Below are 24,267 nucleotides of genomic sequence, written 5' to 3'. Positions count from 1 at the left end.
CACGAACCGCCGTCGGGCTCCGGCACACCGAGGGGCTGCGCCGGACCCGACGGCCGGGAAACACAATCGGGTGATCATCACCCGAAAATGTACGGAAACACTGTTACCACCCCTCGGTTAGAACATGAGGACCCCCTGCCAACCACACCCCCGCCCACACCCCGCCACCGGCACCACCCAGCCCGGTGGCGAGACGGTCGGACGGGCCACCGACCAGAAGACGGCCGCCCGGACTTCCCGGAGCGCCACTGGCGAGACCACCACCCGGACCACCGGCCGCGGCATCAGCCGCAGCTCCGGCCAAGCCACCGGCCGGCCTGGTGGTCGAGCCTCCAGCCCGGCCTTCCGTCCGCGCTGACCGCCGAGCTGCCCGCCGAGCGGGGCGTCGCGCGGACCGTCGCGCGAACGGGCCACCAGCCGAACAGCGGACCCGTCAGGCGACCGGCACGGTGAGCTCGGCATCGGCGGGGACCGCCGGACCCGCCACCGACGCGGCGACCAGCCCCAGCCGGCGGACCGCGTCGCGCAGGACCTCCGGCGGCTGCACGAACGGCAGGCGCAACCAGCGCTCGAACCCGCCGTGCACCCCGAAGCGCGACCCCGGTGCCAGGCGGATGCCGTGGTTCTGGGCCACGACCGCGATGCGGGTGCTCACCGGACCGTCCAGCTCGCACCACAGGCTCAGCCCGCCCCCCGGCCTGCGGACGCGCCAGGTCGGGCAGTGCTCGCGCAGCCCCGCCAGCAGCACGTCCCGCTGGGCCGCCAACTGCGCCCGCCGGTCGCGCAGGGCCGGTTCGGGGTCGGCGAGGAGCTCGGCCAGCACCAGCTGCTCGACCACCGCGGAGCCCAGGTCGAGCGCGGTGCGGGTGGAGATCAGGCGGTGGACCACCTCGGGTGACGCCCGGATCCAGCCGATCCGCAGGCCGCCCCAGTGCGATTTGCTGGCCGAGCCCAGGGTCACGACGAGGTCGTCGGCGAACTTCGCCATCGGCGGCGGGCCGTCCAGCGGGTCGCCGTCCAGGTCCAGTTCGACGACGGTCTCGTCCACCACCAGCGGGGTGCGGGCGCGGCGGGCCGTGTCGGCCAGTTCGGCCCGACCCTCGGCGTCCAGGCGGTGGGCGGTGGGGTTGTGGAAGTCGACCACGACGTACGCCATGCGCGGTGCGGCTTGGCGGAGGGCGGCGGCGATGCCGGGCAGGTCCCAGCCGGTGTCGGTCATCGCGACCGGCACCGGGATGGCGGAGACGGCCTTGATCGCGTCCAGCGCGTTCGGGTAGCTCGGCTGCTCCACCAGCACCCGGTCACCCGGTCCGGTGAACAGTCGCAGGGTCAGGGCGAGGGCGTGCTGCGCGCCGCTGGTCACCACGATCTGGTCGGGTGACGTCGGCAGGCCGCGCGCGGTGTACCGGTCGGCGATGCGCCGGCGCAGCTCGGGCAGGCCGTGCTCGTAGTACCCGTGGTCGGCCAGGTGCTCCGGCAGGACCCGTCTGACCTGGTCGAACGCCGCCAGCACGCCCGGCAGCGCCGGTGGTGCGGCCCGCGCGAAGTCGACCATGCTGTGCCCCACCAGCGGGGTGTCCGGCTCGACCCCGAGCGTCCCCGTCGGCAGGCTGATCCACGTCCCGGCCCCGCGCCGGCTCGCGACCAGCCCCTCCGACCGCAACTGGTCCAGCGCCGCGGTGATCATCGTGCGGCTCACCGGCAGCACCTCGGCCAGTTCGCGCTCCGCCGGCAGCCGCGTCCCCGCGGGCAGCCGACCGTCGAGCACGAGCATCCGGATCGCCGCGGCCAGGTCAGCCGAGCCGTGGCGTGCGCCACGGCGACGCCACTCACCGAGCAGTCGGGCCAGTCGGAAGCCGGATATGCGTCCACCTGGCGGGACATCGGGGTTCATAAGGCCAATTATTGCGGATTGGCTCTGGAATACAAGGCCAATCGGAACGAAGGATGGCCACATGCTCGCCGCCCTCACCCCGGTCCCGGTCACCGTCTCCCCCGTCCGCCGCGTCCCCCAGCTCCTCGCGGGCCTGTGGCTCTACGGCGCGAGCATGGCGCTGCAGATCCGCGCCACCCTCGGCCTCGACCCGTGGGACGTGCTGCACGAGGGCCTGACCAAGCTCACCGGCCTGTCGTTCGGCCTGATCACGGCTCTTGTCGGCGTGGTGGTCCTGCTCTGCTGGATCCCGCTGCGGCAGAGACCCGGGGTCGGCACGGTCAGCAACGTGGTCGTCATCGGTGTCGCCGTCGACGTCACGCTCGCGATCCTGCCGAACCCCACCGACCTGCTGCCGCGCATCGTGTTCCTCGCCGCCGGCATCGTGCTGAACGGCCTGGCCGCCGCCGTCTACATCGGCGCCCGCCTCGGTCCCGGTCCGCGGGACGGCCTCACGACCGGTTTCTGCGCGCGGACCGGGACCTCGTTGCGCCTGGTGCGCACGGTGGTCGAGGTGACCGTGCTGGCGGTCGGCTGGCTGCTCGGCGGCACGATCGGCGTGGGCACGGTGCTCTACGCCGTCACCATCGGCCCGCTGACCCAGGCGTTCCTCCCCCTGGTCACCTGGGTGAGCGAGCGACCCGCTTCCTGACCTCCACGTAGCTCACGCCCCGCGCGCCCAGCACCTCGGCCACCAACCCGCGCTCGGCCAGCAGCGCCAACAGCAGGTGCTCCTGGCCGAGCGAGCCGTGGCCCAGGTCGCGTGCTTCGACCAGGCTGCGCTCCAGCGTCTTCTTCGCCGCCGCGGTGAACGGCAGGTGGTTGCCGAAGAACCGCCGGCGGCGCCGGATCGGCGCACCGGCCAGCGCGCCTTCGCCGTGCGTGCGCTCGACCGACGCCACGATCTCGTCGACGTCGATGCCGAGCCGCCGCAGCGCTTCGGTGTCGGCGTCGCTGAGGCCGCCCTTGCGCCGGGCGGCGGCGAACGCGTCGACGACCTCGTCGCGCGCCAGCTCGAACTCGGCCAGCACCGGCGCGTCGAGCAGGGCCAGCGCCAGGTGCTCGGGCCCGATCTCCGGCGCGTCGAGGCGTTCGGCCTGCACGACGGCTTCGTGGACGGCTTGGCGGGCCGCCCTGGTGAACCGTTCCCCGATCATCGGTCTCCCCCGTGCTTCTTGTGGACGGCCTGTCGGGTGACCCCGAGTTCGGCCGCGATCTCCTGCCATGACCAGCCGCGGGCACGGGCGTTGCGCACCTGCACGGTTTCGAGCGTTTCCAGCAGTCGGCGCAGTGCGCTCACCGCCCGCAGCCCGACCCTGGGGTCCTGGTCGCCCGCCGCCGAGGCGAGCTCGGTTGCCTCCGTCATGCCGTCAACTTTGGTTGACACACGCCCGGTTGTCAACCCAAGTTGACGCACTAGGCTCGGCCGTGATGCCGGAGATCACCACCGCCGAACGGGCCGGGGTGGGCCGCGACGGCCTGCCGCGCCCCACCGAGGACCGCGTCGTAGTCCTGCCGAACGCCGTGGTGCTGCTGGACGGCGCCACCTCGCCGACCCCGCGGGAACGCGACGGCGGCTGGCACTCCCGCCACCTCGCCGAGGAGCTGACCGACCTGGACGGCGACCTGGCCGACGACCTCGCGCGGGCCATCGCCCGGCTGGCCGCCCGGCACGGCCTGACGCCGGGCGACTCGCCGTCGAGCACGGTCGCGATCACGCGCTGGACCGACACCGCGGTCGACGTCCTGGTGCTGGCGGACAGCCCGGTCGTGGTGTTCACCCGGGACGGCGCGGAGGTCGTCGCCGACAACCGGTTGCGGGACCTGCGCGGCCGGGTCGACCGGATCACGGACTGGCGCAACCGCGAGCACGGCTGGTGGGTGGCGGAGGCGGAGCCGGCCGCCGCGCACCGGGCGGTGCGGGCGAGCTGGCCGCGCCACCGGGTCCGGGCCGTGCTGATGGCGACCGACGGCGTGTCCTGCGGCGTGGACGACTACGGCTTGTTCGCGGACTGGCAAACCGTGTTGGACATCACGTCGGAAAAAGGTCCGGAAGCCGTGCTGGACGAGATCCGCGCGGCCGAAGAGGCTGACGGTGGTCGTGCGAAGTGGCCGCGGCCGAAAGTGCACGACGATCAAGCGCTGGCGGTCATCCGATTCGCCGCCGCGAAATGAAAAAGCCCCTCCCGGCAATGGGAGGGGCTTTTTCGAGCGATCTGGTGGCCAGGGGCGGGGTCGAACCGCCGACCTACCGCTTTTCAGGCGGTCGCTCGTACCAACTGAGCTACCTGGCCAGGTAGCGGCTCGACCAACCGGCCGAACTGCCTTGCGACCCAGACGGGACTCGAACCCGCGACCTTCGCCGTGACAGGGCGACGCGCTAACCAACTGCGCCACTGGGCCTTGCTCACTTCTGCCTTGCTGTCTCACTGTACTACGTGCCCCCAACGGGATTCGAACCCGCGCTACCGCCTTGAAAGGGCGGGGTCCTAGGCCGCTAGACGATGGGGACCTGGTTTCCTCCGGCAGCCCTTGGGCCACCTTCTTTCCCAGGCCCTCCACGCTGTCCGGTGGAAGCATCGTAAGCATAGGGCACGAGGCACCACACTTCCAAAACGGGGGTCGAACAAGGTGTTGACCTGCGATTCCAGCCCGGTCGGCACGGCGCGCGCGTCGCCGAACCGCTCGTCGGTCGACCGCTCGGCCCGCCGCCACCGCTCGTGGCGGACCGCCGTGCCACCGCGACAGGACGGCCCCTCCGGATCGAGCCGTCCCGGAGGGGCCGTGACCCGTGACGTCCTACCGCTGCACCGGCGGCACGCCCCCGTCCTCACCCGGTGACAGCCCGAGCATGTCGAGCAGCAACCGGCAGTCCTCGGCACTGGTGGCACCGCGCGCCACCGACAACCGAGCCCGGTGCACCTGCTCGTCCGAGATCCGCGACGGCTCACCGGTGCGCTGGGCGGGCACCCCACCGCCGCCCGGCCTGGACATCGTGTCGTCCTGGTTCCACAGGAACTGACGCACTTCAAGGGACCCGCTCATGACGCCTCCCCGACTTGAGGTTGGCGTGAGGCTAAGCGAGCCCATCGAACCGCAGCAGCCCCCCGGAGAGTGATTCAGGCACAACAGAGCGTCACTTTCCGTGTAGGCCACTTGGTGTCAAGCGTCGCGTGATGTGCTTGTCGCGAACGAGGAGGGTGCAACCCATGACCGAACCGGTACCGGGGCAGACGCCGGAACCAGCGGCGGCGGACGGCGCGACCACGACGCCACCGCCGGCGCGCGAGCCCGAACCCGATCCCGCCGAGCGGGCCGTGCCCGAGCCGGCCGCCGCCGAGCCGACCGACGCCGAGCCGGGGACCGCCGAGGCCGACGCCGCCCAGCCGGACACCGAGGCCGACGGCGCACCGGCGGCCGGGAGCCCGGCCGCCGGTGGACCCGGGTCCGCCGCGGCGAACCCGCAGGAGTTGTTCGGCAGCCTGTCGCTGTCGGCGATCGAAGCGGACATCGACCGGCTGATGAGCGACAAGATGAGCCAGCTCGACGGGATGCTCGCGGGCTTGGAGGACCTGGTGCAGCGACTGGAGGGCGAGATCACCGACCTGGAGACGCCGCCCGACGAGCCGCACACCCCTCAGGGGTAGCTCCACCGGCGCACCGGAACGGGTCGGCGCCGTCGACTACCTGAAGATTTCGGGTCAACCCACTCCCCAGGTCCACGTGCGCGTGCAAGAATCCGAATTGCTGACACACCCCCGGTCAGCGCCTGTGGAGATCCCCTCCGGCCCCCGCGTTCCTCCCCCTGGCGCGGGGGCCTCTCCATGCACACATCTGTGACCCAGGCCACACTTCGGCCGCCTCCGCAATCCAACCGTTATCGTGTCGCCGTGCCTCTTGGATCCCTTGGACGGTCGAAGTCCGGCCGGCATCGCCCGCCCTCGCGCGAAGTGGAAGAACCGTTGCCCGACGAGGAGCTGGAGTCCTACCTGGCCGCCCTCGCCCCGGAGACGACGGCCGCGGAGACGACGGCCGGCACCAGCTTCGGCAACGCGCAGGTCTACCAGCTCCGCCTCCAGCTGATGGCGAACGAGCAGCTGAAGGAGCTGGCCGCCGAGCGGCAGACGTCACCCCAGGCGCTGGCCACCGAGTGGGTCATGCAGCGACTGGAGTGGGAAGCCCGCCAGCGCGGCTTCTAGCCCACCCGCACCGCCCCGGCCCCGAAGCCGGGCCCGAACCCGAAGCGCGAGCGGGCCCCCGACCATCCCGGTCGGGGGCCCGCTTCGTGATCGCCGAGACGTGCAGTTGTGACGACCGGCCGTGATCAGACCTTGCGCACGTTCTGGGCCTGCGGACCCTTGGTGCCCTGGCCGATCTCGAACTCGACCCGCTGGTTCTCCTCCAGGGTGCGGAATCCCTGGCCCTGGATCTCCGAGTAGTGCACGAAGACGTCCGGCCCGCCGTTCTCCTGGGCGATGAAGCCGAAGCCCTTCTCGGAGTTGAACCACTTGACAGTGCCCAGTGCCATGTACCTGCCTCCATCGCAGGAAAGCTTGGGGCTGCACCGTGCAGCCCCGGCCGTCCCGGGGCGTTTCCCCCACCGCTGGGGTGGGGACGGCACGCCCGCGTGTCGTTCCGCGAGCGTGAGACACGAACACAGAAACCACGGCCTGCGTGGCTGAGCGTATCGGTTGGTGACGCCCAGCACTACACCCCCGAAGTCATTGGTCCACCGGACAGCTACTTCTCCGTCACCTTGGGTGGTTCCGGGAGTTCCACGCCGGCCTGGCCGATGTTGCGCTCCAGCGCGGACCGCCACTCGCCGGAGCCGACCATCTTCTCGATGGCCGAGCTGACCACCGCCCGGCCCGCGGCGTCCTCCTTGGGCAGGCCGATGCCGTACCGCTCGGTGGTGAACGGCGTGCCGACCAGCTTGAGCAGCTCGGGGTTCTCGGCCACGTACCCGGCGAGGATCACCTCGTCGGTGGTCACCGCGTCGACGTTGCCCGCGAGCAGCGCGATGACGCAGTCGGAGTACTGGCCGTACTCGACGAGCTGCACGTCCTGGGCGAACTGGTCCTTCACCTTCTGCGCCGAGGTGGAACCGGTGACCGAGCACAGCTTCTTGCCGTTCAACGTCTCCGGGCCGGTGATGTCGTCCTCGGTGAAGCGGACGAGCACGCCCTGGCCGGTCTCGAAGTACGGCCCGGCGAAGGCGACCTGCTCCTTGCGCTTGTCGGTGATCGAGTAGGTGGCGACGACGAAGTCCACCTCGCCGGAGGCGAGCAGCTTCTCGCGGTCGGCGGAACGGGCTTCGCGCCAGGTGATGCCCTTCTCGTCGACGCCGAGCTGGGCGGCCACGTACTTGGCCACGTCCACGTCGAAGCCGACGTACTTGCCGTCGAGGCGGCGCTGGCCCAGGCCCGGTTGGTCGAACCGGATGCCGATGGTCAGCTCGCCGTCGTCGGCCTTGCCGGCGAGGGTGTCGTCGCTCGCGCCGCCGCAGGCGGCGGTCAGGGACAGGGCCGCGGCCAGCGCGGTCGCGGGCAGCAGTCGTCGGAACAGCATGAGGTGCGAACCTCTCGGGGTGCTCGGGGACGTCGGCGCGGGTCGGCGCGCCGGACGTTGGCCATGCTAAGCAAACCGAGCGTTCCTCCAAGTGCGATAAAGGTCGCAGTGGTCCACTCCACTGCGCCGTTCGGAGCAGTGGCGGCTGTGAGTCCGCCGACTCCGCCCTAGGACGGCAGGAGTGCTCGCCTGGGCGCCACCCGCAGGCCGAGTCGCCGTATCGCCTTGTTCACGTGGCCTTCGGGCACGCCCCAGCGGATCGGCGCGGGCACCAGCAGCGCGGCGGCGCGGACGGCGCGCAGCAGTGCGGTGGCGGCGGGTTCCGGGTAGGGCCGGTGGCCGTGCAGGGCGATGGCCCACTCGGGCAGCACGGAGTACGCGAGGTGGCCGAGCAGCGGCTCGTAGGCGTCCAGGCCGAGGCGCAGCAGGCCGGTCACGGGCGGGCGGTGCAGGAACCGGTACACGACCTCGGAGTCCGCGGTGCGCTTGAGCTCCGGGAGCACGGCGGCGAAGTAGTCGGCCACCTCGGCGGCGCTGCCGGGCACCTCGTCGGCGTGCAGGCCGACGAGGGCGGCGGTGCGGCGCTGCTCGGCGTAGTAGCGGTCGACCTGGGCGTCGGTGAGGCGGTAGCCGGCGCGGCGCAGCACGGTGAGGAAGGAGTGGACCTCGGCGCAGTGCACCCACAGCAGCAGTTCCGGGTCGTCGATGCGGAAGCCGCGGCCCGTCGTCGAGTCCTTGGCGCGCAGGGTGCGGTGCACGCCGCGGACGCGTGCGGCGGCTCGTTCGACCTCGTCGGTGGAGCCGTAGCTGACCGTGCCGACGAAGTCCGCGGTGCGCAGCAACCGGCCCAGCGGGTCCTGCTGGAAGGTGGAGTTCTGCACCACGGCGGCGACCGCGCGGGGGTGCAGCGCCTGGAGGTAGAGGCTCGCGATGCCGGCGACCCACATGGCGGGATCGGCGTGCAGCTGCCACGTGACGGTTCCCGGTCCGAGCAACCCGACGTCCACCACCCGATCGTGTCACGTGGTGCGGTTCTCGTCACCCCCCGCGACCTGCCGGAACGACTGGGGCGTAACGCCTCCCGCGGCACGAGCGATTCCACGTGACAGCTTGGAGCCTCGGAGCGGGTGCTGGGATGAGCAGTGGCAGGAGTGTCGCGTTCGCCGGAGTGGTGCTGTTACTGGCGACCGGCACGCTCGTGGCGCTGGCGATCACGGTGGACGAGCCGCGCCCGGTCGACGTGCGGCAGGTGCAGCAGAGCCCGGTGGAACCCGGCGTGCTCAGCGCCACCTACACCACCACCCTGGAAGTCGCGCGGCCGACGACCGTGCCCGTGGTCGTCCTGCCGCCCGCGCCCCGGCCCACGCCGCCGGTCACCACCACCGAAGTCGCCGTGACGACGACCACGACCGAGCCGCCCCCGTCGTCGAGCGCCCCGGAGAGCACCCCGTCCACGAGCCCGTCGTGGGGCGAGGACTGCGACCGCTCGTACCTGACCGAGGGGCCGTGCGTGCCCTGGCGGTTCCCGCGCGGCGTGCGGCGGCTGTGCGACTGGCTGAACGAGCAGGGCACCACGCGCGTCGAGGTGGTCGGCTGGGACCGCCACCACCTCGACCGCGACGGCGACGGCATCGCCTGCGAACGGGCCGACTGACGGCCGGCGGTCAGCGGTCGGCCAGGCGGTCCAGCGCCGACCCCACCCGGTCGGTGAGCAGGGACAGCGCGCCGACCGTGCGGGACGTCGGGTCGTCGTCCGCGCCGCCGAGAGCCTGGGCCCGGACGTAGGCGGCCTTCACCGCGGCCCACCGCGCGGCCTGCTCCTCGGTCAGCGTGCCGCGCAACTCGGCCAGCTTCAGCAGGTTCGCCTCCGCGCCGGAGGTCAGGGTCTGCGCCTCGCCCGCGTAGTGGTCGTCGATCACCGCCGCCAGCTCCGCGTCGTCCATCACCGGCACCACCTTCTCCGCCAGCTTGTTCATGTTCCGGTAGGAGCCCTGCAACCTGAACGGCGGCTCGACGCGCGACGCGTCGGACTGGGCGGCCGAGGCGATGTACGCCTGGTTGTTCGCCAGCACGACCTCCTGCACCCGCACCAGCTTGCGCAGCACGGACAGCACCTGCTCCAGCTCCACCGGCGAGTACGGGTGCGCGAGCCGGTCGGCCCGCACGTCCTCGCCGCGCGCCATCCGCACGAGCAGCTCCACGTCGCCGCGGTCGCGGGTGGACAGCGGCGCCAGCACCGGGTTGGACGTGAGCGCGTTCTCGACGTAGCTCAACGCGAACAGCTCTTCGCGCCCGGACAGCACGTCGCCCAGGTTCCACACGTCGGCGCGGTTGGCGAGCATGTCGGGGATGCGGAAGCGCTGCCCCGTCTCGGTGTAGGGGTTGCCGGCCATGCACACCGCGAACCGCTTGCCGCGCAGGTCGTAGGTGCGCGTGCCGCCGTCCCACACGCCTTCCATCCGCCGCTGCGCGTCGCACAGCGAGATGAACTTCTGGAGCAGCTCCGGCGACGTGTGCTGGATGTCGTCCAGGTACAGCAGCACGTTGTTGCCCGCCTCCAGCGCGAACGAGATCTTCTCGACCTCCTGCCGCGCGGTGGCGTTCGGCGCGTCCGCCGGGTCGACCGACGTCACCTCGTGGCCCAGCGACGGGCCGTTGACCTTGACGAACACCAGGCCGAGCCGGTTGGCCACGTACTCCATCAGCGTGGTCTTGCCGTAGCCGGGCGGTGAGATGAGCAGCAGCAGGCCCATCTGGTCGGTGCGCTTGCCGTCACCCGCCGCGCCGAGCTGCTTGGCCAGGTTGTCGCCGATCAGCGGCAGGTACACCTCGTCCAGCAGCCGGTTGCGCACGAACGCGCTCATCACCTTCGGCTGGTACTCGTCCAGCCGCAGCCGCGCCCGTTCGGCGGCCACGACCTCGTTGCGCCGCCGCTGGTAGGCCCGGTAGGCGGGCACGCGCTGCTCGCGGAACGCCCGCGTGCGGGCCAGCAGCTCGTCCAGCCGGAACGCCAACGACCGGTCGACGACGCGCGGGTGCGTGCCGAGCAGGCCGTCCACGGTCGCCGTGAGCTGGGCCGAGGACTCGTGCCGCGGCAGGTCGCGGCACAGCTCCAGCGCCACCGCCTCCGGCAGGTCCGGCAGGTACCGGTCCCGGTCGGGCGAGCCGGTCAGGAACGCCTCGTACCAGCCCTCCACCAACCGGCGCCGCGAGGACGGGTCCGCCACCGCGCGCAGGTCGTCGTCGAACTCCTTCCGCCCGCCCAGCGCGCGGTGGAACGCGTCCACCAGGGCACGCGCCCCGGCGCTCGTGGCGAACCCGGACGGGGCGCCGCACAGCTCCTCGAACAGGTACTCGCCCGCCAACGGGTCACCGGCCGCCTCGGCCAGCTCCGCGCACAGCTCGTCGATGGCCGTCGTGTGCCCGAACGCCGCCCGTGCCCGCCCCAACGACACCGCGCGCCGTTCGAGCACCGCCCGCACGTCCTCGTCGGCCGAAGCCCAGAACAGCTGCGCCGCCGCCCGCGCCGAGGGCGGGTACCGCAGCACCCCCGCGCCCGCGTGCACCCGCAGCAGGACGTCGAGGATGCGTGCCGCGTCGTGGTCGTGCACGCCGCGCTCGTAACCCTCGTCCAGCCTGGACTCGGCCACCTGCCGCACCAGCCCGGGCAGCCGCTCCTCGGTGACGGCGACGTGCAGCGCGTCCACCGGGTGCGTCGCCAGGATCGAGGTGGCCAGGTGCTCGGCCCGGTACACCTCGGCCGTCTCCGACACCAGCAGCTGGTCCCAGAACGGCTTGGTGTCGGCGAACGCGGGGTCGCGCACCGGCGAGCGGAAGTCCGTGCCGGTGATGGCGAACGACAGCGCGCCGTCCTTCGGCACCAGCGTCAGGTCCACCGGCTGGGTGTTCACCGCGAACCGGTGCCGGCCGAGCCGGATCGTGTCGCCGTCGAACAGGTCCAGCCGGTCGCGCAGCGCGCGGCCCGCCTCCTGCCGCGCGGCCAGCACCCGCCCGTCCAGCTCCTCGGCCCGCACCTGGTCGCCCAGCGACCGCAGCTCGTCGGCCACCGAGCGGAGCTTGCCCACCATCGGGTCGGACGCGAAGTAGGTGTTGACCTCGTCCACCGACGCCAGCGACGCCACCCGCCTGGTCACGCTCGCCAGGATCCGGTCGGCCGACGACGAGAGCCGGTCCGCGCGCCGCGCCCGGTCGTCCAGCAACGCCTGCTTGCGCGACGAGAACGCCTCGTACACGTCGGTCCGCTTGCCGCCCAGCCGCGCCAGGAAGTCGTCGAACTCGCCGAACCGCGACTCCAGGTTCTCCACCTGGAGCAGCAGCCGGCCCAACTGCTCGTCGCACCGCTGCGGGGTGTCCGCGACCGCCAACGCGGCGGTGATCGCCTGGCCCAGCAGCGCGAACTCGGCGGCGAACTCGGCCCGGCCCTCGGTGGCCGCCAGGGCGCGCCTGCGACCGTCCACCGTGGCCCGCGCCCGGTTCAGCCCGCCCAGCACCTCGCCGATCCGCTCCAGGATCGACGTGCGCACGGTGGCGTCGGCGATGTCCAGCGACCCGACGACCTCGGTCAGCACCTCCAGGCCGCGCTGCTGCTCGGCGAGCTCCGCCACCACCGGCTCGGCCTCGGCGACCGTGCCGATCGCATCCGCCTTGCCGACCAGCGCCTCGACCTGCTCGTGGTAGCCCGCGAACGCGTCGTCGCGGCGCAGGTGCTCGACCGCGCGCTGCGCCGTGCCGCCCAGCTCCTCGCGCAGCGACGCCGTCAGCGAGTCGATGCGCGCCACGTCGGCGTACCGCATCTCCCGCAACGTCACCAGGTGGCCCTGCGCCTGCCGCAGGTCGGCCAACTGCCGCACCCACGCGTCCGCGGTCCTCGGCACCTCGCCGCGCACCCGGCGCACCAGCGACGCGATCCGCTCGTCCGCCTCGACCACCGCGGCCGCCGCCTGGTCGGTCAGCGCCTGCACGGTCTCGAACTCGTCCAGCACCTGCTCGGCCGTCGCACGCACCTGCGTCAACGGCGCGCGCAGGTCCTCCAGCTCCGGGTCGCCCAGCCAGTGGTAGGCGTCGAACACCCTGGTGCACGAGGCGATCAGGTCCTCGAACACCGCCACCGACGGCGCCATCTCGCCGACCACTCGGGTCACCGACAGGCAGTCGGAGATGCCGCGCACCAGGTCGGCGTTCCCGACCCGGGCCAACGGGCCCGTGCCCGCGGGCTGCGCGGCGGCGTACGCGTCGGACAGGTACGGCGTCTGCCACACCTGCATCGGGTGCACGCGGGTCGGCTCGTCGCTCATCGCGCGGAACACGACCAGCGTGCCGTCGTCGAACAGCGAGTACCCGTGGCACGACAGCGGGTTCGCCACTTCCTTGCGGATCACGTTGTACGGCAGCAGCAGCGACCGGCCGTCGCGGCGGGCGTGGAAGACGTACAGCACGTCCTCGCCGTTGGTGGAGCGGATGACCCGCTCGAACTCCAGCTCGTCCACCGGGGTGTCGAACGTCTTGCTGACGCCCGTGGCCAGGTAGTAGCCGCCGGGGAAGATCAGCCCCTGGTCCTCGGGCAGCCGCTGGCACGCCTGGCCGATGCCGTCGAGCCGCACCACGGACCGGGTGCGGGTGTTGAACACCAGGTGCCGCCACGCGGTCTCGTTGTACGGGCGGATGCGCAGCAGGATCAGCGAGCCGACCCGCGCGTACTGCACGTCGCCGTCGGCCAGCGACTGCAGCGGCTCGTCCACCGGCTCGGTGTACACGCCCTCGCCGGTCTCGGTGTTGTCCTCCACCTTGATGGTGAGGTCGCCGCCGATGGTCTCGACGAACACCTCGTCCTCGATCGAGATGTGCGGGTGGCGGCCGAGCACGTGGTGCTCGCGGCCGGTCACGACCCACTCGAAGTCGTGCGACGGCGGGAACACGTGGTCGCGCTCGCCCCGGTTGTCCAGGTACTCCACCGCGCCGTCCACGCCGACCCGCCAGCGCAGCACCCGGATGTCCCCGATGCGCGCGCCGGTCTGGAACACCGCCAGCAACCGGCCCTCGACCCGGCGCAGCTGGATCAGGCGCGTGTCGCGGTAGTACCGGTACAGCTCGGCGAAGTCCCGCTCGAACCGCGGGTCGCGCAGCAGGCCGGGCAGCTCGTCGTCCGCCGCGTCCTCGAACCGGAACGCGTCACCGTCGCGGGCGAACCGGTGCAGCGAGAACACGTCGTCGACCGTCGTCTCCGGCTTCAGGCCGATGAACACGTTGTAGCCGAACAGCATCAGCCCGGCCACCGGGGATCCCCGCCCCTCGGCGACGGAAAGGGAAACGCAGTCCCGCGGCACGCAGTTGTGCTCGGTGCGGATGCGCTCGGTGCCCAGCAACGTCAGCTCGGCGCTGCCGAACGCCTCCAGCCGACGCGCGTTCAGCGCTTCCGCCCGGCGGGCGAGCCCGGCCGCCTGCTCGGCCAGCCGGGCCCGCAGCACCTCGTAGGTGCCCGCCTCCAACGCCGCGCCCGAAGGCTCCACCGCCGCGGTCACGACAGCGAGGCGACCGGCCGCTCGGCCACGCCCAGGCGCTGCGCGGCGGCCAGCAGCTCGCGCAGCTTGCCCTCGTCCGGCCCGCCGGAGTTGATCAGCTTGAGCAGCAGCGCGGACACCGTCAGGTTCTTCACGTCACCGGTGCCGATCGAGCCGAGCAGCCTGCCGATGTCGTCGGTGAAGCTCGCCGTCCCGTTCAGCCACGGCCCGGCGAGGGTCTGCGCGACGTCGGAGTGCTCCACGAACCCGTCGACCTGCTTGCCCATCGTGATGGCGCCGACGATCCGGTCGAAGAACATGCTGTCGCCGCCGACGATGTCGATGTCGGCCTTCTCCAGGCCCGCCGCCAGCACCAGCGCCTGCGACTCGGCCACCTGCCGCTGCACGTCGATCCCGGCGAGCCGGACCTCCTTGTCCGCCTCCAGCCGCAGCCGGTACTCCTCGTGCTCGCGGGTCACCTCGTCCAGCGCGGCCATCGCGCCCGCCTTGTCCGCCAGGCCCTCCGCCTCGCCCTTCAGCTTCTCGCGGATCGCGAGCGCGGCCACCAGCGCCTTCTCCTTCTCCACCACGGCCTCGGCGCGACCGACCTTCTCGATCGCCTCCGCGTCCCGCTCGCGCACCTGCACGTCGGCGAGACCGGACGCCGCCGCCTCGGCCTGCTTGCCCTCGGCCAGCCGGATCATCGCGCGGGTGTCGAGCTCCGCGGCCTGCTGCCGCGCCTCGGCCAGCAGCAGCTCCTCGCGCGCCTTGAACTTCGCGGCCTGCTCGGCGGCCTCGGCCGCCTTGATGTCCTTGACCAGGCCTTCCTGCGCCTGCGCCTCGGCCTTGATCACCACGGTCTGCCGCTCCCGCTCGGCCTCCTCGACCGCGCGCAGCCGCTTGATGATCTCCTCCTGCTCGGCCACGGTCTTCTCCACCGCGATGCGCTCGCGCACCACCTCGGCGATGGACCGCTTCTCGGCCTCCAGCTCCTTGTCCGCGGCGATCCGGGTCAGCTCGGTCTCCCGCTCCCGGCCGATGACCTCCAGCATCCGGTCCTTCTCGATGCGCTCGGTCTCGATCGCGATCACGCGCTCGCGGTTCTTCTCCGCCACCGCGATCTCCCGCGCCTTGTTCTCGGTCTGGATGCCCAGCTGCTCGTCCGTGCGGATGTGCGCGGTGTTGGCCTTGAGGCGCTCCTCGGCCTGCACCTTGGCGATCTCGGCCTCCTCGCGGGCGCGCATCGTCTCGACCTCGCGCTTCTGCTTGATCTCCGCGTCCGCCTGGCGGCGCTCCAGCTCCAGGATCGCCTCGCGCGCCTCGACGTTCTGGCGCGTGATCTCCTTCTCCTCGTGCCGGGTGAACTCGTTCGTGCGCACGTGCTCGATCGCGGTCAGCTCGGTGATCTTGCGGATGCCCTGGGCGTCGAGGATGTTCGACGGGTTGAGCTGCGCCATCGGCGTCTGCTCCAGGTAGTCGATCGCCGCGTCCTCCAGGCTGTAGCCGTTGAGGTCGGTGCCGATGACCTGGATGATCCGGTCGCGGAACTCGTCGCGCTTGGTGTAGAGGTCGATGAAGTCGAGCTGCTTGCCGACCGTCTTCAACGCCTCGGAGAACTTGGCGTTGAACAGCTCCTGCAACGTCTGCTCGTCGCTCGCCCGGGCGGTGCCGATCGCCTGGGCGACCTTGATGACGTCCTCGACGGTCTTGTTCACCCGCACGAAGAACGTGATCCGGATGTCGGCCCGGATGTTGTCCTGGCAGATCAGGCCTTCCTGCCCGGCGCGGCGGATCTCGATCGTCTTCACCGAGATGTCCATGATCTCCGCGCGGTGCAGCACCGGCAGCACCACGGCGCCGGTGAACGTCACGTCCACCTTGCGCACCTTGGAGATGATCAGCGCCTTGCCCTGGTCGATCTTGCGGAACAGGCGGCTGATCAGGATCAGCAGGCCGATGACGACGACCAGGACGACGGCGACGAGAATGCCGAACCCGGTGGTGATGACGTCCATCAGTGGTCCCCCCGTGTGAGAGTCGGGTCGTGTCCGAAGTCGAGGGACGCGACCCAGAAGAACTCGCCGTCCACGTCGTAGTCGAAGATCAGCGCGGTGGTGCCGGCCGTCAGCGGGTCCTCGCCCGGCTGCCGCACCTGCACGACCGCCGACGAGCCGTCCGCGGCGGTGACCTCCGCCTGGCCGAACGTGCGCGTCACCCGACCCGTGCGGATGACGCACGGGCGGCCGACGAAGTCCAGGCGCGACGCGGGCGGGTCCTCCGGGAACAGCCGCTTCAACGGCGTCATGGCGAACCGGGTCAGCACCAGGCCGACGACCAGCGACCCGCCCAGCACGCCCAGGCGCGCGGGCGTCGAGGTCGGACCGAGCAGCTCGACGCCCGCCAGGCACGCGAACCACGACACGGCGATCAGCAGGGAGAGCCCCAGGGTCGCGGGCACGCCGCCGATGTCCAGCTCGACCCAGTCCGCGTCCGCCGCGCCGAAGGCCACCAGCAGCCAGTAAGCCACCACGACGACCAGCAGCACGCTCAGCACCGCGACCGGGAATCCCAGCGACGCCGCGAAGAACTCCCCCATGTACCCCCCTTTCACGGGACCCTAACCCGTTTTCGGCGGTGATCCGGGGGAAATGACGCAACGCGGTCGGACCGCGCCGGTCAGTGCACGAGCAGGCCGGAGACCTTCGTCGCCGGGTTGCCGGCGTAGCTGACCACGGCGCCGTCGGCGAACGGCATGGACCGGATGCTCATGCCCGCGAAGCCCTGGTCGGTCACGAACCAGCCCCACGTCGTCAACCACGGCCGGTCGTCGCCGGGCACGACGTCGGGCGTGGGCCGCACTCGTTCCTGCACGACGTACGGCTGCCCCGCGACGTCGTCCAGCACCCGCGCCCACTCCCGGTCCGTCAGCAGCCAACCGGGGTGCACGCCCGCGCCCGCGAACCCGCCCGCCGCCTTGACGATCAGGTTCTCCCGGTCCGCGCGCAGCCGGTCGCGCGGCACGTCGCGCACGTACCGGGTCCACGGCACCAGCCGGTCCACCAACGCCTTCTCGTCGTCGGTCAGCACCTCGCGGTGCTCGGACAACAGCGCGATGGTCGACTTGCTGCCGTAGTAGTAACTCGACAACGGCGTGTAGAGCTCGGTCTTGTGGCCCTTGGCGAGCAGCTCGGCGTAACCGACGGCCTGGGCGGCGTTGAAGTACCGGACCGCCACGTCGAGCTTCGTGCCGTGCAGGTGGAGGTGGCCGTTGCGCTCGGTCAGCTCGTGCAGCTCGCCCAGCAGCACGTCCACGCCCGACCGCGCGCAGGTCTCCCGGAAGCTCTCGAACCCCTTGGCGAACCTGGTCAGCATCCCGCCCTCTTCGAGGAACGCGATGGTGCGGTCGCGGCCAACGGCGTCCAGCAGCTTCTCGACCGGGTTGACGTGGCGCAGGTCGTGCTCCCGCACGAACGGCTCGAAGCCGGCGTCCTGCTGGATGACGCGGGCCAACTCGCCGAGGTCGGGGCCGCCGAGCTGCGAGCCCGCGTTGATCTCCAGCAGCCGGAACGCGTCGCCGACCCGGTAGATGTCCGCGCGACCGTGCGTCGGCGGGCGCTCGGAACCCATGATCGCGGCTTCGGCGGGCGGGATGCCCAGCGCTTCGGCGAACCGCGTGAAGCTGCCGTCGAACATCCTGCGCGGTAAGGAGAAGAGGAGTTCGAAGAAGTCCATGACGTCCGCCGCGACGTCGTGCGCGGTGTACTCGTCCAGGAAGAACGGCCGGTTCACCAGCCGGTGGCCGTACGCGGCGCGCAGGGCGGGCGGCAGGTCGAGCCCCGCCATCACCCCGTGCAGGCTCTCGTCGTCCAGGTACGCCTGCGTCACGTGGTCGGTCACCGTCGCCGCTCCTCCGGGTCGTGGGTCGGCGCACATGATGGCCGAGCGCTCAGCCCGGGAGCATCCCCCGAAGCACCGTGCGGACGGCCGCCGCGGGGTCGAAGCGCGGGCTCGGGTCGGCCAGCTGGTTGGTCAGCAAGCCGTCGATCACGGCGAGGAGCAGGGCCAGGTCGGCGGGCGGGTCGGCCGAGCCGAGCTCCGCGACCAGGGGCACGGCCCAGCGCGCGATCTCGCGGTGCGCCCGGTCGACCGCGCCGCGCAGTCCGGGGCGCTGGGCCACTTCGACCAGCAGCGCGTGACGGGCCAGCGTGAGGACGCGGTCCTGCTCGGCCAGCCGCCGGACCAGCGCGCCGACCGCGTCCGCGAGGGCTTCGGGGGTGGTGACGTCGCCGGCCACCCCCCGCCACACCGCGGTCTCGCGTTCCAGGAGTCGGGCGAGGACCGCACCGACCAGGGCATCCCGGGTGCGGAAGTGGTTGGACGTCGAGCCCTGCGGCAGGCCGGCTTCGGTGTCGACGGCGCGGTGGGTGAGCTGCCGCATGCCGCCGGTGCCGAGGACGCGGATCGCGGCGTCGAGCACCTGCTGCTGCCTGGTCATCGATCGTGATACTACACCCGTAGTGCGGTACACTACAGCTGTAGTACGGTGGCCGGCGTGGGAGCGCGACGTGCGGCGGTGGTGGGTGGAGGGGTCGGCGGCCTGGCCGCGGCCGTCGGCTTGCGGCGCAGGGGGTGGGAGGTCGACGTCTTCGAGCGCTCGGCGGCGTTGCCGGACGCGGGCACCGGGCTGGGGATCTGGCCCGACGCCCTGGCCGCGCTGGACCGGCTCGGGGTCGGCGACGCCGCGCGGCGGGCCGGGCGGCGGCAGACCGACGGGACCGTGCGCAAGCCGGACGGGACGGTGCTCGGGACCATCCCGGCGAGCTCCGTGCACCTGCTCACGCGGCCCGCGCTGCTCGGCGTGCTCGCGGAGGCGTTGCCGGACGGGGTGGTCCGGTTCGGCGCGGCGGCGACCCTGGCCGACTGCGCCGGGTACGACGTCGTGGTCGGCGCGGACGGCGTCCACAGCGCCGTGCGCGGCGAGCTGTTCGACGCGCGGGTCCTGCGGTCCGGGGCGGTCGGGTGGCGCGGCACCGTGGACGTCGAGGTGGGCGCGGGCGGCGAGACCTGGGGCCGCGGCGGCAAGTTCGGCCTCACACCGCAGGCCGACGGGCGCACCAACTGGTACGCGATGGGCCGGGACCTCTCGGTGTTCGCCGACTGGCACGACCCGATCCCGCGCGTGCTCGCCGCCGCGACCGACGTGCTGCGGCACGACCTGCTGCACCTGTCGCCGTTGCGCCGGTACGTGTCGGGGCGGGTGGCGCTGCTCGGTGACGCCGCGCACGCCATGACACCGGACCTCGGGCAGGGCGCGTGCCAGGCGATCATCGACGGCGTGGTGCTGGCCGAGTGCCTGACCGGCGACGTCGAGGAGGGGCTGCGGGCGTACGACTCGAAGCGGCGGCGGGTGACGCAGCGGCTGGCCGCGCGGTCGTTGTGGCTCAACCGCTTGGCCAGGGTGCGCCGGTTCACCGGGGTGCGCGACGCGGGCCTGCGGGTGGCACTGGCGCTGGCGCCGCAGCCGTCGTGGAGCGCGGACCTGGAGCGCGACGAGCTGGCGGGCTGAGGGACGTCAGGACCGGGCGCTCAGGACCGGGCGCTCAGGACTGGGGCAGCTTCACGGACTTGCGGGCGCGCGGTGCCGACGGCGGCGGCACGACCGGCCCGATGTCGCCGTCCGGCGCCACGTCCAGGTCGACGATCACCGGCGCGTGGTCGCTGGGCCCGGTGCCCTTGCGCGCCTGCCGGTCGACCCACGCGGCCCTCACGCGCGCCGCCACCGGGGTCGACGCCAGCACCAGGTCGATGCGCATGCCGAGGTCCTGGTGGAACATGCCGGCGCGGTAGTCCCAGTAGGTGAAGACCCGCTCGTCCGGCCACCGGTCGCGGACCACGTCGTGCAGCCCGACCGCCTGGAGCGCCGCCAGCGCCTCCCGTTCGGGCGCGGTCACGTGCGTGTGACCGACGTAGGCCGCCGGGTCGAACACGTCCGCGTCGGCGGGCGCGATGTTGACGTCACCGCACACCACCGCGTCCTCCGGCCCGGCCGCCACCACGTCGCGCAACGCCGCCAACCACGCCAGCTTGTAGCGGTAGTGGTCGGAGTCCGGCGCGCGCCCGTTCGGCACGTACACGGAGTGCACCCGCACCCCACCGCACGTCGCCGCCACCGCCCGCGCCTCGGGGTGCGGGAACCCCGGCCCGTCCGCGAGCCCGTTCACCACGTCGTCCAACCCGACCCGGGACAGGATCGCCACCCCGTTCCAGCGCCCCTCCCCGTGCGCCGCCACCTCGTACCCGCGAGCGGCCAACTCGTCACCGAGCAACGCCGCGAAGGCGTCGTCGGCGAGCTTCGTCTCCTGCAGGCAGACCACGTCGGGCCGCCGCTGCTCGAGCCACGGCAACAACCGCGGCACCCGCTGCTTCACCGAGTTCACGTTCCACGTCGCCACCCGCACCACGCCACGGTAGTCCGAACGCCCGCCGTCGACTCGTCACCAACCCCTGACCTGCCCCGCACCGCTCCGCGCCACCCAGAACGTGACCGCACCCACACCACGCCGTCGACCACCCGGCTCGTCGGGCACGCCGACCTCGGTAAGCTGTCGAGCACGGGCTGCTAGCTCAATTGGCAGAGCAGGAGACTTTTAATCTTCGGGTTCAGGGTTCGAGTCCCTGGCGGCCCACCAAACTCGCTGGTCCAGCGGTTGGACCAGGGTTCAGCGGAGTCGGATCCCCCGTTTACCCCTCACTTACGGTGATGACTGCTCCCAGCGCGTCCGCCGCCGCCCGACCGGGTGACCTGCGGCCCATGTACACGTCCTGCGTCATCGACGGCCGCGAGTGACCGAGCAGGTCGGCGATCTGCCGGGCCGTCAGACCCGCCTCGTCCAGCAGCGTGGCGACGGTCCTCCGAAAGGTTCGGAAAGTCACCCATTCGTACCCGGCCCGGGTGATGAACGGCTTCCACGCGCGATTGCGGACGTTCGTAGCCTCACGAATCGTGCCGGTCGAGCTGGGGAAGATCGGGCCGTCGAGGTCCGAAGCCTTCGAGCGCCTCCCCACCAGCATGACGACGCACCAGTCCGGCAGCGGGATCGGTCGTTCAGCATTCTCCGTCTTGCCCCGATTCACGACCCGGCCTCGACCGCGTGCGCGGATGACGTTGCCAGACATGGCCAGTTCCCGCGCCTCTTCGTTGAAGTCAGGCCAGTACGCGCCCAGTGCCTCCTCGGTCCGTTCTCCGGTGCCCAGGAAGAACCGGACGAGGTCCGGCAGGTCGTCCTTGACGGCCTGCTCGTCCTGGTCCCGCTTCTTGAGCAGGTCGACAACCTCAACCGCGGTCGAAGCACATAGCTAGTAAAGGCATTAGAGACACTAGGCCGATCGAGTGACTTCCAGCGGTGCTAGCTCCATCGCTGCAGCCTGTGCATGCGCCCAGACGCAACCGATCGCCGACCTGCGTACCAGCAGATCGCAGACGACCTGCGCCACTACATCGCGTCCGACGAGGTCGAGGTCGGCGACAAGCTCCCGTCCCTGACCGAGCTTCAGACCAAGTACGGCCGCGCCGTGATGACGTTGCAGAAGGCACTGGACCAGCTCCGCAACGAAGGACTGGTCATCTCCCGCCAGGGCGAAGGCACGATCGTGGTGAAGAAGCCCGAAGCCCATGCGGGGGACGACGTGCCCTCACCGCATGAGCTTCGGCAGATGTTCGACCGCATCAACACGGTCCTGGACGACCTCAGCCGGCGCGTCGCCGCTGTCGAGGCTGAGATTCTCGGGACCACGCCAGCCGAGCCTCAACCCGACTCAGCCGATCACTGAGTTCCTCCAGGCGCACCAGGAGTTCGGAGGCCTGGGGAGATCCCGCCAGTGCTCCGCCGTCCACTCGTCCTCTTCAGACATCACGCCCCCTTGCCGGCGCCGAACCCCGGACCTCGACCGCTACACCGAGCAGGTAGCCACCTCCGAGACGTCCGGTCGTTCGCCGACGTCGGGCAGCCACACCAGCCGCGCCGTCAACTGATTGCGCGCGCTGCTGAACAGGTGCAACGCGTTCTCCGGCTTGCCCAGACTCATGCGGGAGTGGTCATGGACCGAGAAGACCTCCGCGCGGTCCTCGAAGGCGAAGCCCCACCCAGCGACCCAGCCGTCGAGGCGTTCACCGAACTCCTGCACCACCGCAAACACCCGCGGCGCAGAGGTCACCACCATCGTCTCCAACAGGGCCGCGAACTCCGTCTCGTCGCACAACGGCTTCAAGCCGTCGACCTCACTCACCGCTCGACTTCCTTCACGTCATCACCGGCAGGGACCGTCAGCGCGTTCACCTCGTCCGGCGTCGCGCCCACCAGAGCGCTCAAGTGCTCGAAGTCGAGCGGTGCGAGCTTGGTGAGGGCTTCGCACCGGTCGGCGAACTGCGCAGCCGACTCGGCCAGCTCACGCGCGAACCTGATCGCGAGCTGCGCCCCACCTTCACGACCAGCGATCTGCACCGTCAGCCGCGCGTCACCGGACGCGATCACCAGGGACGGATGCCCCTGTGCCCGTTCCACCAACGCCGACTCGGCGTCCTCCTCCGGCTGGAAGAGCAAGTACATCCCCATGGGTTCGACCTCCGTGTACACCTGGGACTTGCTCGACCAGATTCACTCGGACGCAACGCCGATCCCATACCAATGACTGATCGAAGATCGCCGTCACCACTAACCGCAGCTCAGCACCGTAATCGGCGAGTTACACTCCGAAGTAGGCACAGCTCGACCAAGGGGTGAACGACCACGTGACCACGTCCAAGCGACGCTGCCGCACGTGTGACACCTTGCTGGCCAAGGACAACCGGGGCGAACTTTGTGGCCGCTGCACCGCGGCTTCTACGCTCCACGCCCCGACGCTGCCGCCGGAGTTCTGGGCCAAGCCCACCATCCGCGAGGCGTTCGAGTCCCGCAACATCGGCCAGGTCTTCCGCGCCTACCGCCAGGCCCAGAACCCGACCGTCCCCCAAGCCACCCTCGCCGTCTGGCTCGACCTCACCCAAGGCCGCGTCAGCGAAGTCGAACGCTCCCGCCGCCCGGTCACCGACCTCGAACGCCTCGAACGCTGGTGCGACGCCCTCCACGTCCCGCGCCACCTCCGATGGTTCGACGGCACCGCGCGCGAAGTCCACGACGTCCGCAACCTCTACGCCGGCCGCACCGTCGACCCGAGCCCGGCCTACTCGCCCCACCAGTCGTGGGCACCGGCCGATCAGCCACCACCCCAACCAGCTCAAGAGCTGGACATCGTGCAGGTCGGCATCCCACGCCTACGCCGCGCGCTCGACATCCTCGACCTACCCGACGACGGCCCGACGCGAAGCCTTCCCGAGCTGGCCGCCGACGTCGCCCGCATGAACAACCACCGGCTCGAAGCCCGCTAAGGCGAACTCGTCCGCCACCTACCCGCCCTAATCGGCGAACTTGCCCGAGCCCGCCAACTCCTCGACCCAGCCGACCGCCGCCACGTCGCATCCCTGCTGACCCTGGCCCTACGCGCCGCCGATGGCGTGGCCTACAAGTACCGCTACTTCGACCTGTCGGCCCGCCTCATCGACCTCATGCGCACAACAGCAACCGAGGCCGACAACCCACTACTGTTCGCCGCAGTCGCCTACGTGCGCACCGAAACGTTCTTCGCCAGCGGCGACCTCCACACCGCCGCCCGCGCCCTGGACCACGCCGCCGACCAACTCCCGACCCGCGACCTGAAACAGGCACCCACCGCAGCCGCCTTCGGCGCACTCCACATGCGAGCCGCGGTCGTCGCCGCCCGAGCAGGCAAAGCCGACATCGCCGCCGACCACCTGCTCACCGCCCGCTACGCCGCCCACGCCGCACCCGAAGGCATCTACCACGGCACCGCCTTCGGCCCCGCGTCTCTGCGCATCCACGAGCTGGCCGTTGCCGCCGAGCTACGAGACGCCGCAGGCATCCAACGAGCCTCCACCTGGCACCCGCCCGCCGAACTACCCGCCGAACGCCGCTCGCACTACTACATCGACTTGGCCCGCGCCCAACTCGACCTCGGCCGCCACGAAGACGCCTACATGTGCTTGCAGGCCGCCCGCCAAGCCGCACCTGAACACGTGCGCGCCCATCCACAGGTCCGCCAAGCCCTGTCCGTGCTGCTACGCACCCACCCGTCACTCAGTTCCGGCCTACTCGACCTGGCCGCCTGGGCAGGCGCTCGCTGAGCGGCTACGCC

At 71.5% G+C, this 24,267-nt stretch carries 25 protein-coding genes and 4 tRNA genes; 10 read left to right on the top strand and 19 right to left on the bottom strand.

Annotated elements, in window-relative coordinates:
• Window positions 1-433 precede the first annotated feature (433 nt).
• A complete protein-coding gene (yczR, locus tag FHX81_RS23145; RefSeq protein WP_141980141.1) occupies window positions 434-1,894 on the bottom strand; it encodes a MocR-like transcription factor YczR in 1,461 nt (486 codons plus the stop codon).
• A gap of 61 nt (window positions 1,895-1,955) precedes the next feature.
• On the opposite strand from yczR, the gene yczE reads away from it, so the two are divergent.
• Entirely contained in the window at window positions 1,956-2,585 is a 630-nt protein-coding gene (gene yczE, locus FHX81_RS23140) for a membrane protein YczE (RefSeq protein WP_141980140.1), read from the top strand.
• On the opposite strand, the gene FHX81_RS23135 is transcribed toward yczE, so the two are convergent.
• Together FHX81_RS23135 and FHX81_RS23130 are read right to left on the bottom strand one after the other, a co-directional pair.
• Window positions 2,554-3,090: a Clp protease N-terminal domain-containing protein gene (locus tag FHX81_RS23135; RefSeq protein ID WP_141980139.1), complete on the bottom strand. Its 537-nt coding sequence runs from the start codon at window positions 3,088-3,090 to the stop codon at window positions 2,554-2,556. The genes yczE and FHX81_RS23135 overlap by 32 nt on opposite strands.
• Entirely contained in the window at window positions 3,087-3,299 is a 213-nt protein-coding gene (locus FHX81_RS23130) for a helix-turn-helix domain-containing protein (protein WP_141980138.1), read from the bottom strand. Before FHX81_RS23130 ends, FHX81_RS23135 begins: the two co-directional genes overlap by 4 nt.
• Before the next feature lie 65 nt (window positions 3,300-3,364).
• Between FHX81_RS23130 and FHX81_RS23125 the strand changes: the two genes are divergently transcribed.
• The gene (locus FHX81_RS23125; protein ID WP_141980137.1) at window positions 3,365-4,108 is read left to right on the top strand and encodes a protein phosphatase 2C domain-containing protein; all 744 of its coding nucleotides are present in this window, start codon (window positions 3,365-3,367) and stop codon (window positions 4,106-4,108) included.
• A gap of 42 nt (window positions 4,109-4,150) precedes the next feature.
• Here the strand turns inward: FHX81_RS23125 and FHX81_RS23120 are convergent.
• The 4 genes from FHX81_RS23120 to FHX81_RS23105 all read right to left on the bottom strand — a co-directional run bounded on the left by FHX81_RS23120 (window position 4,151) and on the right by FHX81_RS23105 (window position 4,978).
• A tRNA-Phe gene (locus tag FHX81_RS23120) sits at window positions 4,151-4,227 on the bottom strand.
• Between the two features lie 35 nt (window positions 4,228-4,262).
• Window positions 4,263-4,336, bottom strand: a tRNA-Asp gene (locus FHX81_RS23115).
• Window positions 4,337-4,372: 36 nt separating this feature from the next.
• A tRNA-Glu gene (locus FHX81_RS23110) sits at window positions 4,373-4,445 on the bottom strand.
• Window positions 4,446-4,732: 287 nt separating this feature from the next.
• Window positions 4,733-4,978, bottom strand: a complete 246-nt coding sequence (locus FHX81_RS23105) for a hypothetical protein (protein ID WP_073886083.1) — start codon at window positions 4,976-4,978, stop codon at window positions 4,733-4,735.
• A 164-nt stretch (window positions 4,979-5,142) separates the two neighbouring features.
• On the opposite strand from FHX81_RS23105, the gene FHX81_RS23100 reads away from it, so the two are divergent.
• Together FHX81_RS23100 and FHX81_RS23095 are read left to right on the top strand one after the other, a co-directional pair.
• The gene (locus tag FHX81_RS23100; protein WP_141980136.1) at window positions 5,143-5,580 is read left to right on the top strand and encodes a hypothetical protein; all 438 of its coding nucleotides are present in this window, start codon (window positions 5,143-5,145) and stop codon (window positions 5,578-5,580) included.
• A 303-nt stretch (window positions 5,581-5,883) separates the two neighbouring features.
• The gene (locus FHX81_RS23095; protein ID WP_246107942.1) at window positions 5,884-6,132 is read left to right on the top strand and encodes a hypothetical protein; all 249 of its coding nucleotides are present in this window, start codon (window positions 5,884-5,886) and stop codon (window positions 6,130-6,132) included.
• A 125-nt stretch (window positions 6,133-6,257) separates the two neighbouring features.
• Here FHX81_RS23095 and FHX81_RS23090 read toward each other — a convergent pair whose 3' ends face one another.
• The 3 genes from FHX81_RS23090 to FHX81_RS23080 all read right to left on the bottom strand — a co-directional run bounded on the left by FHX81_RS23090 (window position 6,258) and on the right by FHX81_RS23080 (window position 8,508).
• Complete coding sequence (locus tag FHX81_RS23090) at window positions 6,258-6,461, bottom strand: cold-shock protein (protein ID WP_015105489.1); 204 nt, start codon at window positions 6,459-6,461, stop codon at window positions 6,258-6,260.
• Between the two features lie 212 nt (window positions 6,462-6,673).
• Complete coding sequence (locus FHX81_RS23085; RefSeq protein WP_141980134.1) at window positions 6,674-7,501, bottom strand: glutamate ABC transporter substrate-binding protein; 828 nt, start codon at window positions 7,499-7,501, stop codon at window positions 6,674-6,676.
• Between the two features lie 167 nt (window positions 7,502-7,668).
• The gene (locus FHX81_RS23080; RefSeq protein WP_141980133.1) at window positions 7,669-8,508 is read right to left on the bottom strand and encodes an oxygenase MpaB family protein; all 840 of its coding nucleotides are present in this window, start codon (window positions 8,506-8,508) and stop codon (window positions 7,669-7,671) included.
• Between the two features lie 128 nt (window positions 8,509-8,636).
• Here FHX81_RS23080 and FHX81_RS23075 point away from each other — a divergent pair, with 128 nt between their 5' ends.
• Complete coding sequence (locus FHX81_RS23075) at window positions 8,637-9,155, top strand: excalibur calcium-binding domain-containing protein (protein ID WP_141980132.1); 519 nt, start codon at window positions 8,637-8,639, stop codon at window positions 9,153-9,155.
• 10 nt (window positions 9,156-9,165) lie between these two features.
• On the opposite strand, the gene FHX81_RS23070 is transcribed toward FHX81_RS23075, so the two are convergent.
• From FHX81_RS23070 to FHX81_RS23050, 5 genes are all read right to left on the bottom strand, one after another.
• Window positions 9,166-14,040, bottom strand: coding sequence for a DNA repair ATPase (locus tag FHX81_RS23070; RefSeq protein ID WP_141980131.1), 4,875 nt, complete (start codon window positions 14,038-14,040; stop codon window positions 9,166-9,168).
• Entirely contained in the window at window positions 14,037-16,034 is a 1,998-nt protein-coding gene (locus FHX81_RS23065) for an SPFH domain-containing protein (RefSeq protein ID WP_141980130.1), read from the bottom strand. Before FHX81_RS23065 ends, FHX81_RS23070 begins: the two co-directional genes overlap by 4 nt.
• Window positions 16,034-16,615, bottom strand: coding sequence for a hypothetical protein (locus FHX81_RS23060; protein WP_141980129.1), 582 nt, complete (start codon window positions 16,613-16,615; stop codon window positions 16,034-16,036). Before FHX81_RS23060 ends, FHX81_RS23065 begins: the two co-directional genes overlap by 1 nt.
• Window positions 16,616-16,695: 80 nt before the next feature.
• Window positions 16,696-17,916 (bottom strand): hypothetical protein, encoded by a 1,221-nt coding sequence (locus FHX81_RS23055; protein WP_141980128.1) that lies wholly within the window; start codon window positions 17,914-17,916, stop codon window positions 16,696-16,698.
• Between the two features lie 49 nt (window positions 17,917-17,965).
• Window positions 17,966-18,514 carry a TetR/AcrR family transcriptional regulator gene (locus FHX81_RS23050; protein ID WP_141980127.1) on the bottom strand — a complete coding sequence of 183 codons (549 nt, stop codon included), beginning with the start codon at window positions 18,512-18,514 and terminating at the stop codon, window positions 17,966-17,968.
• A gap of 57 nt (window positions 18,515-18,571) precedes the next feature.
• Between FHX81_RS23050 and FHX81_RS23045 the strand changes: the two genes are divergently transcribed.
• Window positions 18,572-19,585, top strand: coding sequence for an FAD-dependent monooxygenase (locus FHX81_RS23045; RefSeq protein WP_141980126.1), 1,014 nt, complete (start codon window positions 18,572-18,574; stop codon window positions 19,583-19,585).
• Window positions 19,586-19,619: 34 nt separating this feature from the next.
• Here FHX81_RS23045 and FHX81_RS23040 read toward each other — a convergent pair whose 3' ends face one another.
• Window positions 19,620-20,477, bottom strand: coding sequence for an exodeoxyribonuclease III (locus FHX81_RS23040; protein WP_141980125.1), 858 nt, complete (start codon window positions 20,475-20,477; stop codon window positions 19,620-19,622).
• Window positions 20,478-20,632: 155 nt separating this feature from the next.
• Here FHX81_RS23040 and FHX81_RS23035 point away from each other — a divergent pair.
• A tRNA-Lys gene (locus tag FHX81_RS23035) sits at window positions 20,633-20,708 on the top strand.
• Between the two features lie 52 nt (window positions 20,709-20,760).
• On the opposite strand, the gene FHX81_RS23030 is transcribed toward FHX81_RS23035, so the two are convergent.
• Window positions 20,761-21,342 (bottom strand): site-specific integrase, encoded by a 582-nt coding sequence (locus FHX81_RS23030; RefSeq protein WP_141980124.1) that lies wholly within the window; start codon window positions 21,340-21,342, stop codon window positions 20,761-20,763.
• A gap of 108 nt (window positions 21,343-21,450) precedes the next feature.
• On the opposite strand from FHX81_RS23030, the gene FHX81_RS23025 reads away from it, so the two are divergent.
• Window positions 21,451-21,849: a GntR family transcriptional regulator gene (locus FHX81_RS23025; protein ID WP_141980123.1), complete on the top strand. Its 399-nt coding sequence runs from the start codon at window positions 21,451-21,453 to the stop codon at window positions 21,847-21,849.
• A 120-nt stretch (window positions 21,850-21,969) separates the two neighbouring features.
• Here the strand turns inward: FHX81_RS23025 and FHX81_RS23020 are convergent, their stop codons facing one another.
• A complete protein-coding gene (locus FHX81_RS23020) occupies window positions 21,970-22,305 on the bottom strand; it encodes a hypothetical protein (protein ID WP_246107941.1) in 336 nt (111 codons plus the stop codon).
• Window positions 22,302-22,631, bottom strand: coding sequence for a hypothetical protein (locus tag FHX81_RS23015; protein ID WP_141980122.1), 330 nt, complete (start codon window positions 22,629-22,631; stop codon window positions 22,302-22,304). Before FHX81_RS23015 ends, FHX81_RS23020 begins: the two co-directional genes overlap by 4 nt.
• Window positions 22,632-22,807: 176 nt before the next feature.
• On the opposite strand from FHX81_RS23015, the gene FHX81_RS23010 reads away from it, so the two are divergent.
• Both FHX81_RS23010 and FHX81_RS23005 read left to right on the top strand, forming a co-directional pair.
• A complete protein-coding gene (locus FHX81_RS23010; protein ID WP_141980121.1) occupies window positions 22,808-23,443 on the top strand; it encodes a helix-turn-helix domain-containing protein in 636 nt (211 codons plus the stop codon).
• Window positions 23,444-23,569: 126 nt separating this feature from the next.
• On the top strand, window positions 23,570-24,256 hold the full coding sequence (locus FHX81_RS23005; protein ID WP_141980120.1) for a hypothetical protein: 687 nt from the start codon (window positions 23,570-23,572) through the stop codon (window positions 24,254-24,256).
• The last annotated feature ends 11 nt before the right edge of the window (window positions 24,257-24,267 follow it).

The organism is Saccharothrix saharensis, from assembly GCF_006716745.1.
GTDB classification, from domain to species: Bacteria; Actinomycetota; Actinomycetes; order Mycobacteriales; family Pseudonocardiaceae; genus Actinosynnema; species Actinosynnema saharense.
The sequence above is the reverse complement of the archived record's forward strand: the minus strand, read 5'-3'. Positions and strand labels throughout refer to the sequence as shown.

What these genes read in the sequence shown, in the direction of transcription:
- yczR (WP_141980141.1), bottom strand. Translation starts at nt 1,894, where the DNA reads ATGAACCCCGATGTCCCGCCAGGTGGACGCATATCCGGCTTCCGACTG.
- yczE (WP_141980140.1), top strand. Translation starts at nt 1,956, where the DNA reads ATGCTCGCCGCCCTCACCCCGGTCCCGGTCACCGTCTCCCCCGTCCGC.
- FHX81_RS23135 (WP_141980139.1), bottom strand. Translation starts at nt 3,090, where the DNA reads ATGATCGGGGAACGGTTCACCAGGGCGGCCCGCCAAGCCGTCCACGAA.
- FHX81_RS23130 (WP_141980138.1), bottom strand. Translation starts at nt 3,299, where the DNA reads ATGACGGAGGCAACCGAGCTCGCCTCGGCGGCGGGCGACCAGGACCCC.
- FHX81_RS23125 (WP_141980137.1), top strand. Translation starts at nt 3,365, where the DNA reads ATGCCGGAGATCACCACCGCCGAACGGGCCGGGGTGGGCCGCGACGGC.
- FHX81_RS23105 (WP_073886083.1), bottom strand. Translation starts at nt 4,978, where the DNA reads ATGAGCGGGTCCCTTGAAGTGCGTCAGTTCCTGTGGAACCAGGACGAC.
- FHX81_RS23100 (WP_141980136.1), top strand. Translation starts at nt 5,143, where the DNA reads ATGACCGAACCGGTACCGGGGCAGACGCCGGAACCAGCGGCGGCGGAC.
- FHX81_RS23090 (WP_015105489.1), bottom strand. Translation starts at nt 6,461, where the DNA reads ATGGCACTGGGCACTGTCAAGTGGTTCAACTCCGAGAAGGGCTTCGGC.
- FHX81_RS23085 (WP_141980134.1), bottom strand. Translation starts at nt 7,501, where the DNA reads ATGCTGTTCCGACGACTGCTGCCCGCGACCGCGCTGGCCGCGGCCCTG.
- FHX81_RS23075 (WP_141980132.1), top strand. Translation starts at nt 8,637, where the DNA reads ATGAGCAGTGGCAGGAGTGTCGCGTTCGCCGGAGTGGTGCTGTTACTG.
- FHX81_RS23065 (WP_141980130.1), bottom strand. Translation starts at nt 16,034, where the DNA reads ATGGACGTCATCACCACCGGGTTCGGCATTCTCGTCGCCGTCGTCCTG.
- FHX81_RS23060 (WP_141980129.1), bottom strand. Translation starts at nt 16,615, where the DNA reads ATGGGGGAGTTCTTCGCGGCGTCGCTGGGATTCCCGGTCGCGGTGCTG.
- FHX81_RS23050 (WP_141980127.1), bottom strand. Translation starts at nt 18,514, where the DNA reads ATGACCAGGCAGCAGCAGGTGCTCGACGCCGCGATCCGCGTCCTCGGC.
- FHX81_RS23025 (WP_141980123.1), top strand. Translation starts at nt 21,451, where the DNA reads ATGCGCCCAGACGCAACCGATCGCCGACCTGCGTACCAGCAGATCGCA.
- FHX81_RS23015 (WP_141980122.1), bottom strand. Translation starts at nt 22,631, where the DNA reads ATGGGGATGTACTTGCTCTTCCAGCCGGAGGAGGACGCCGAGTCGGCG.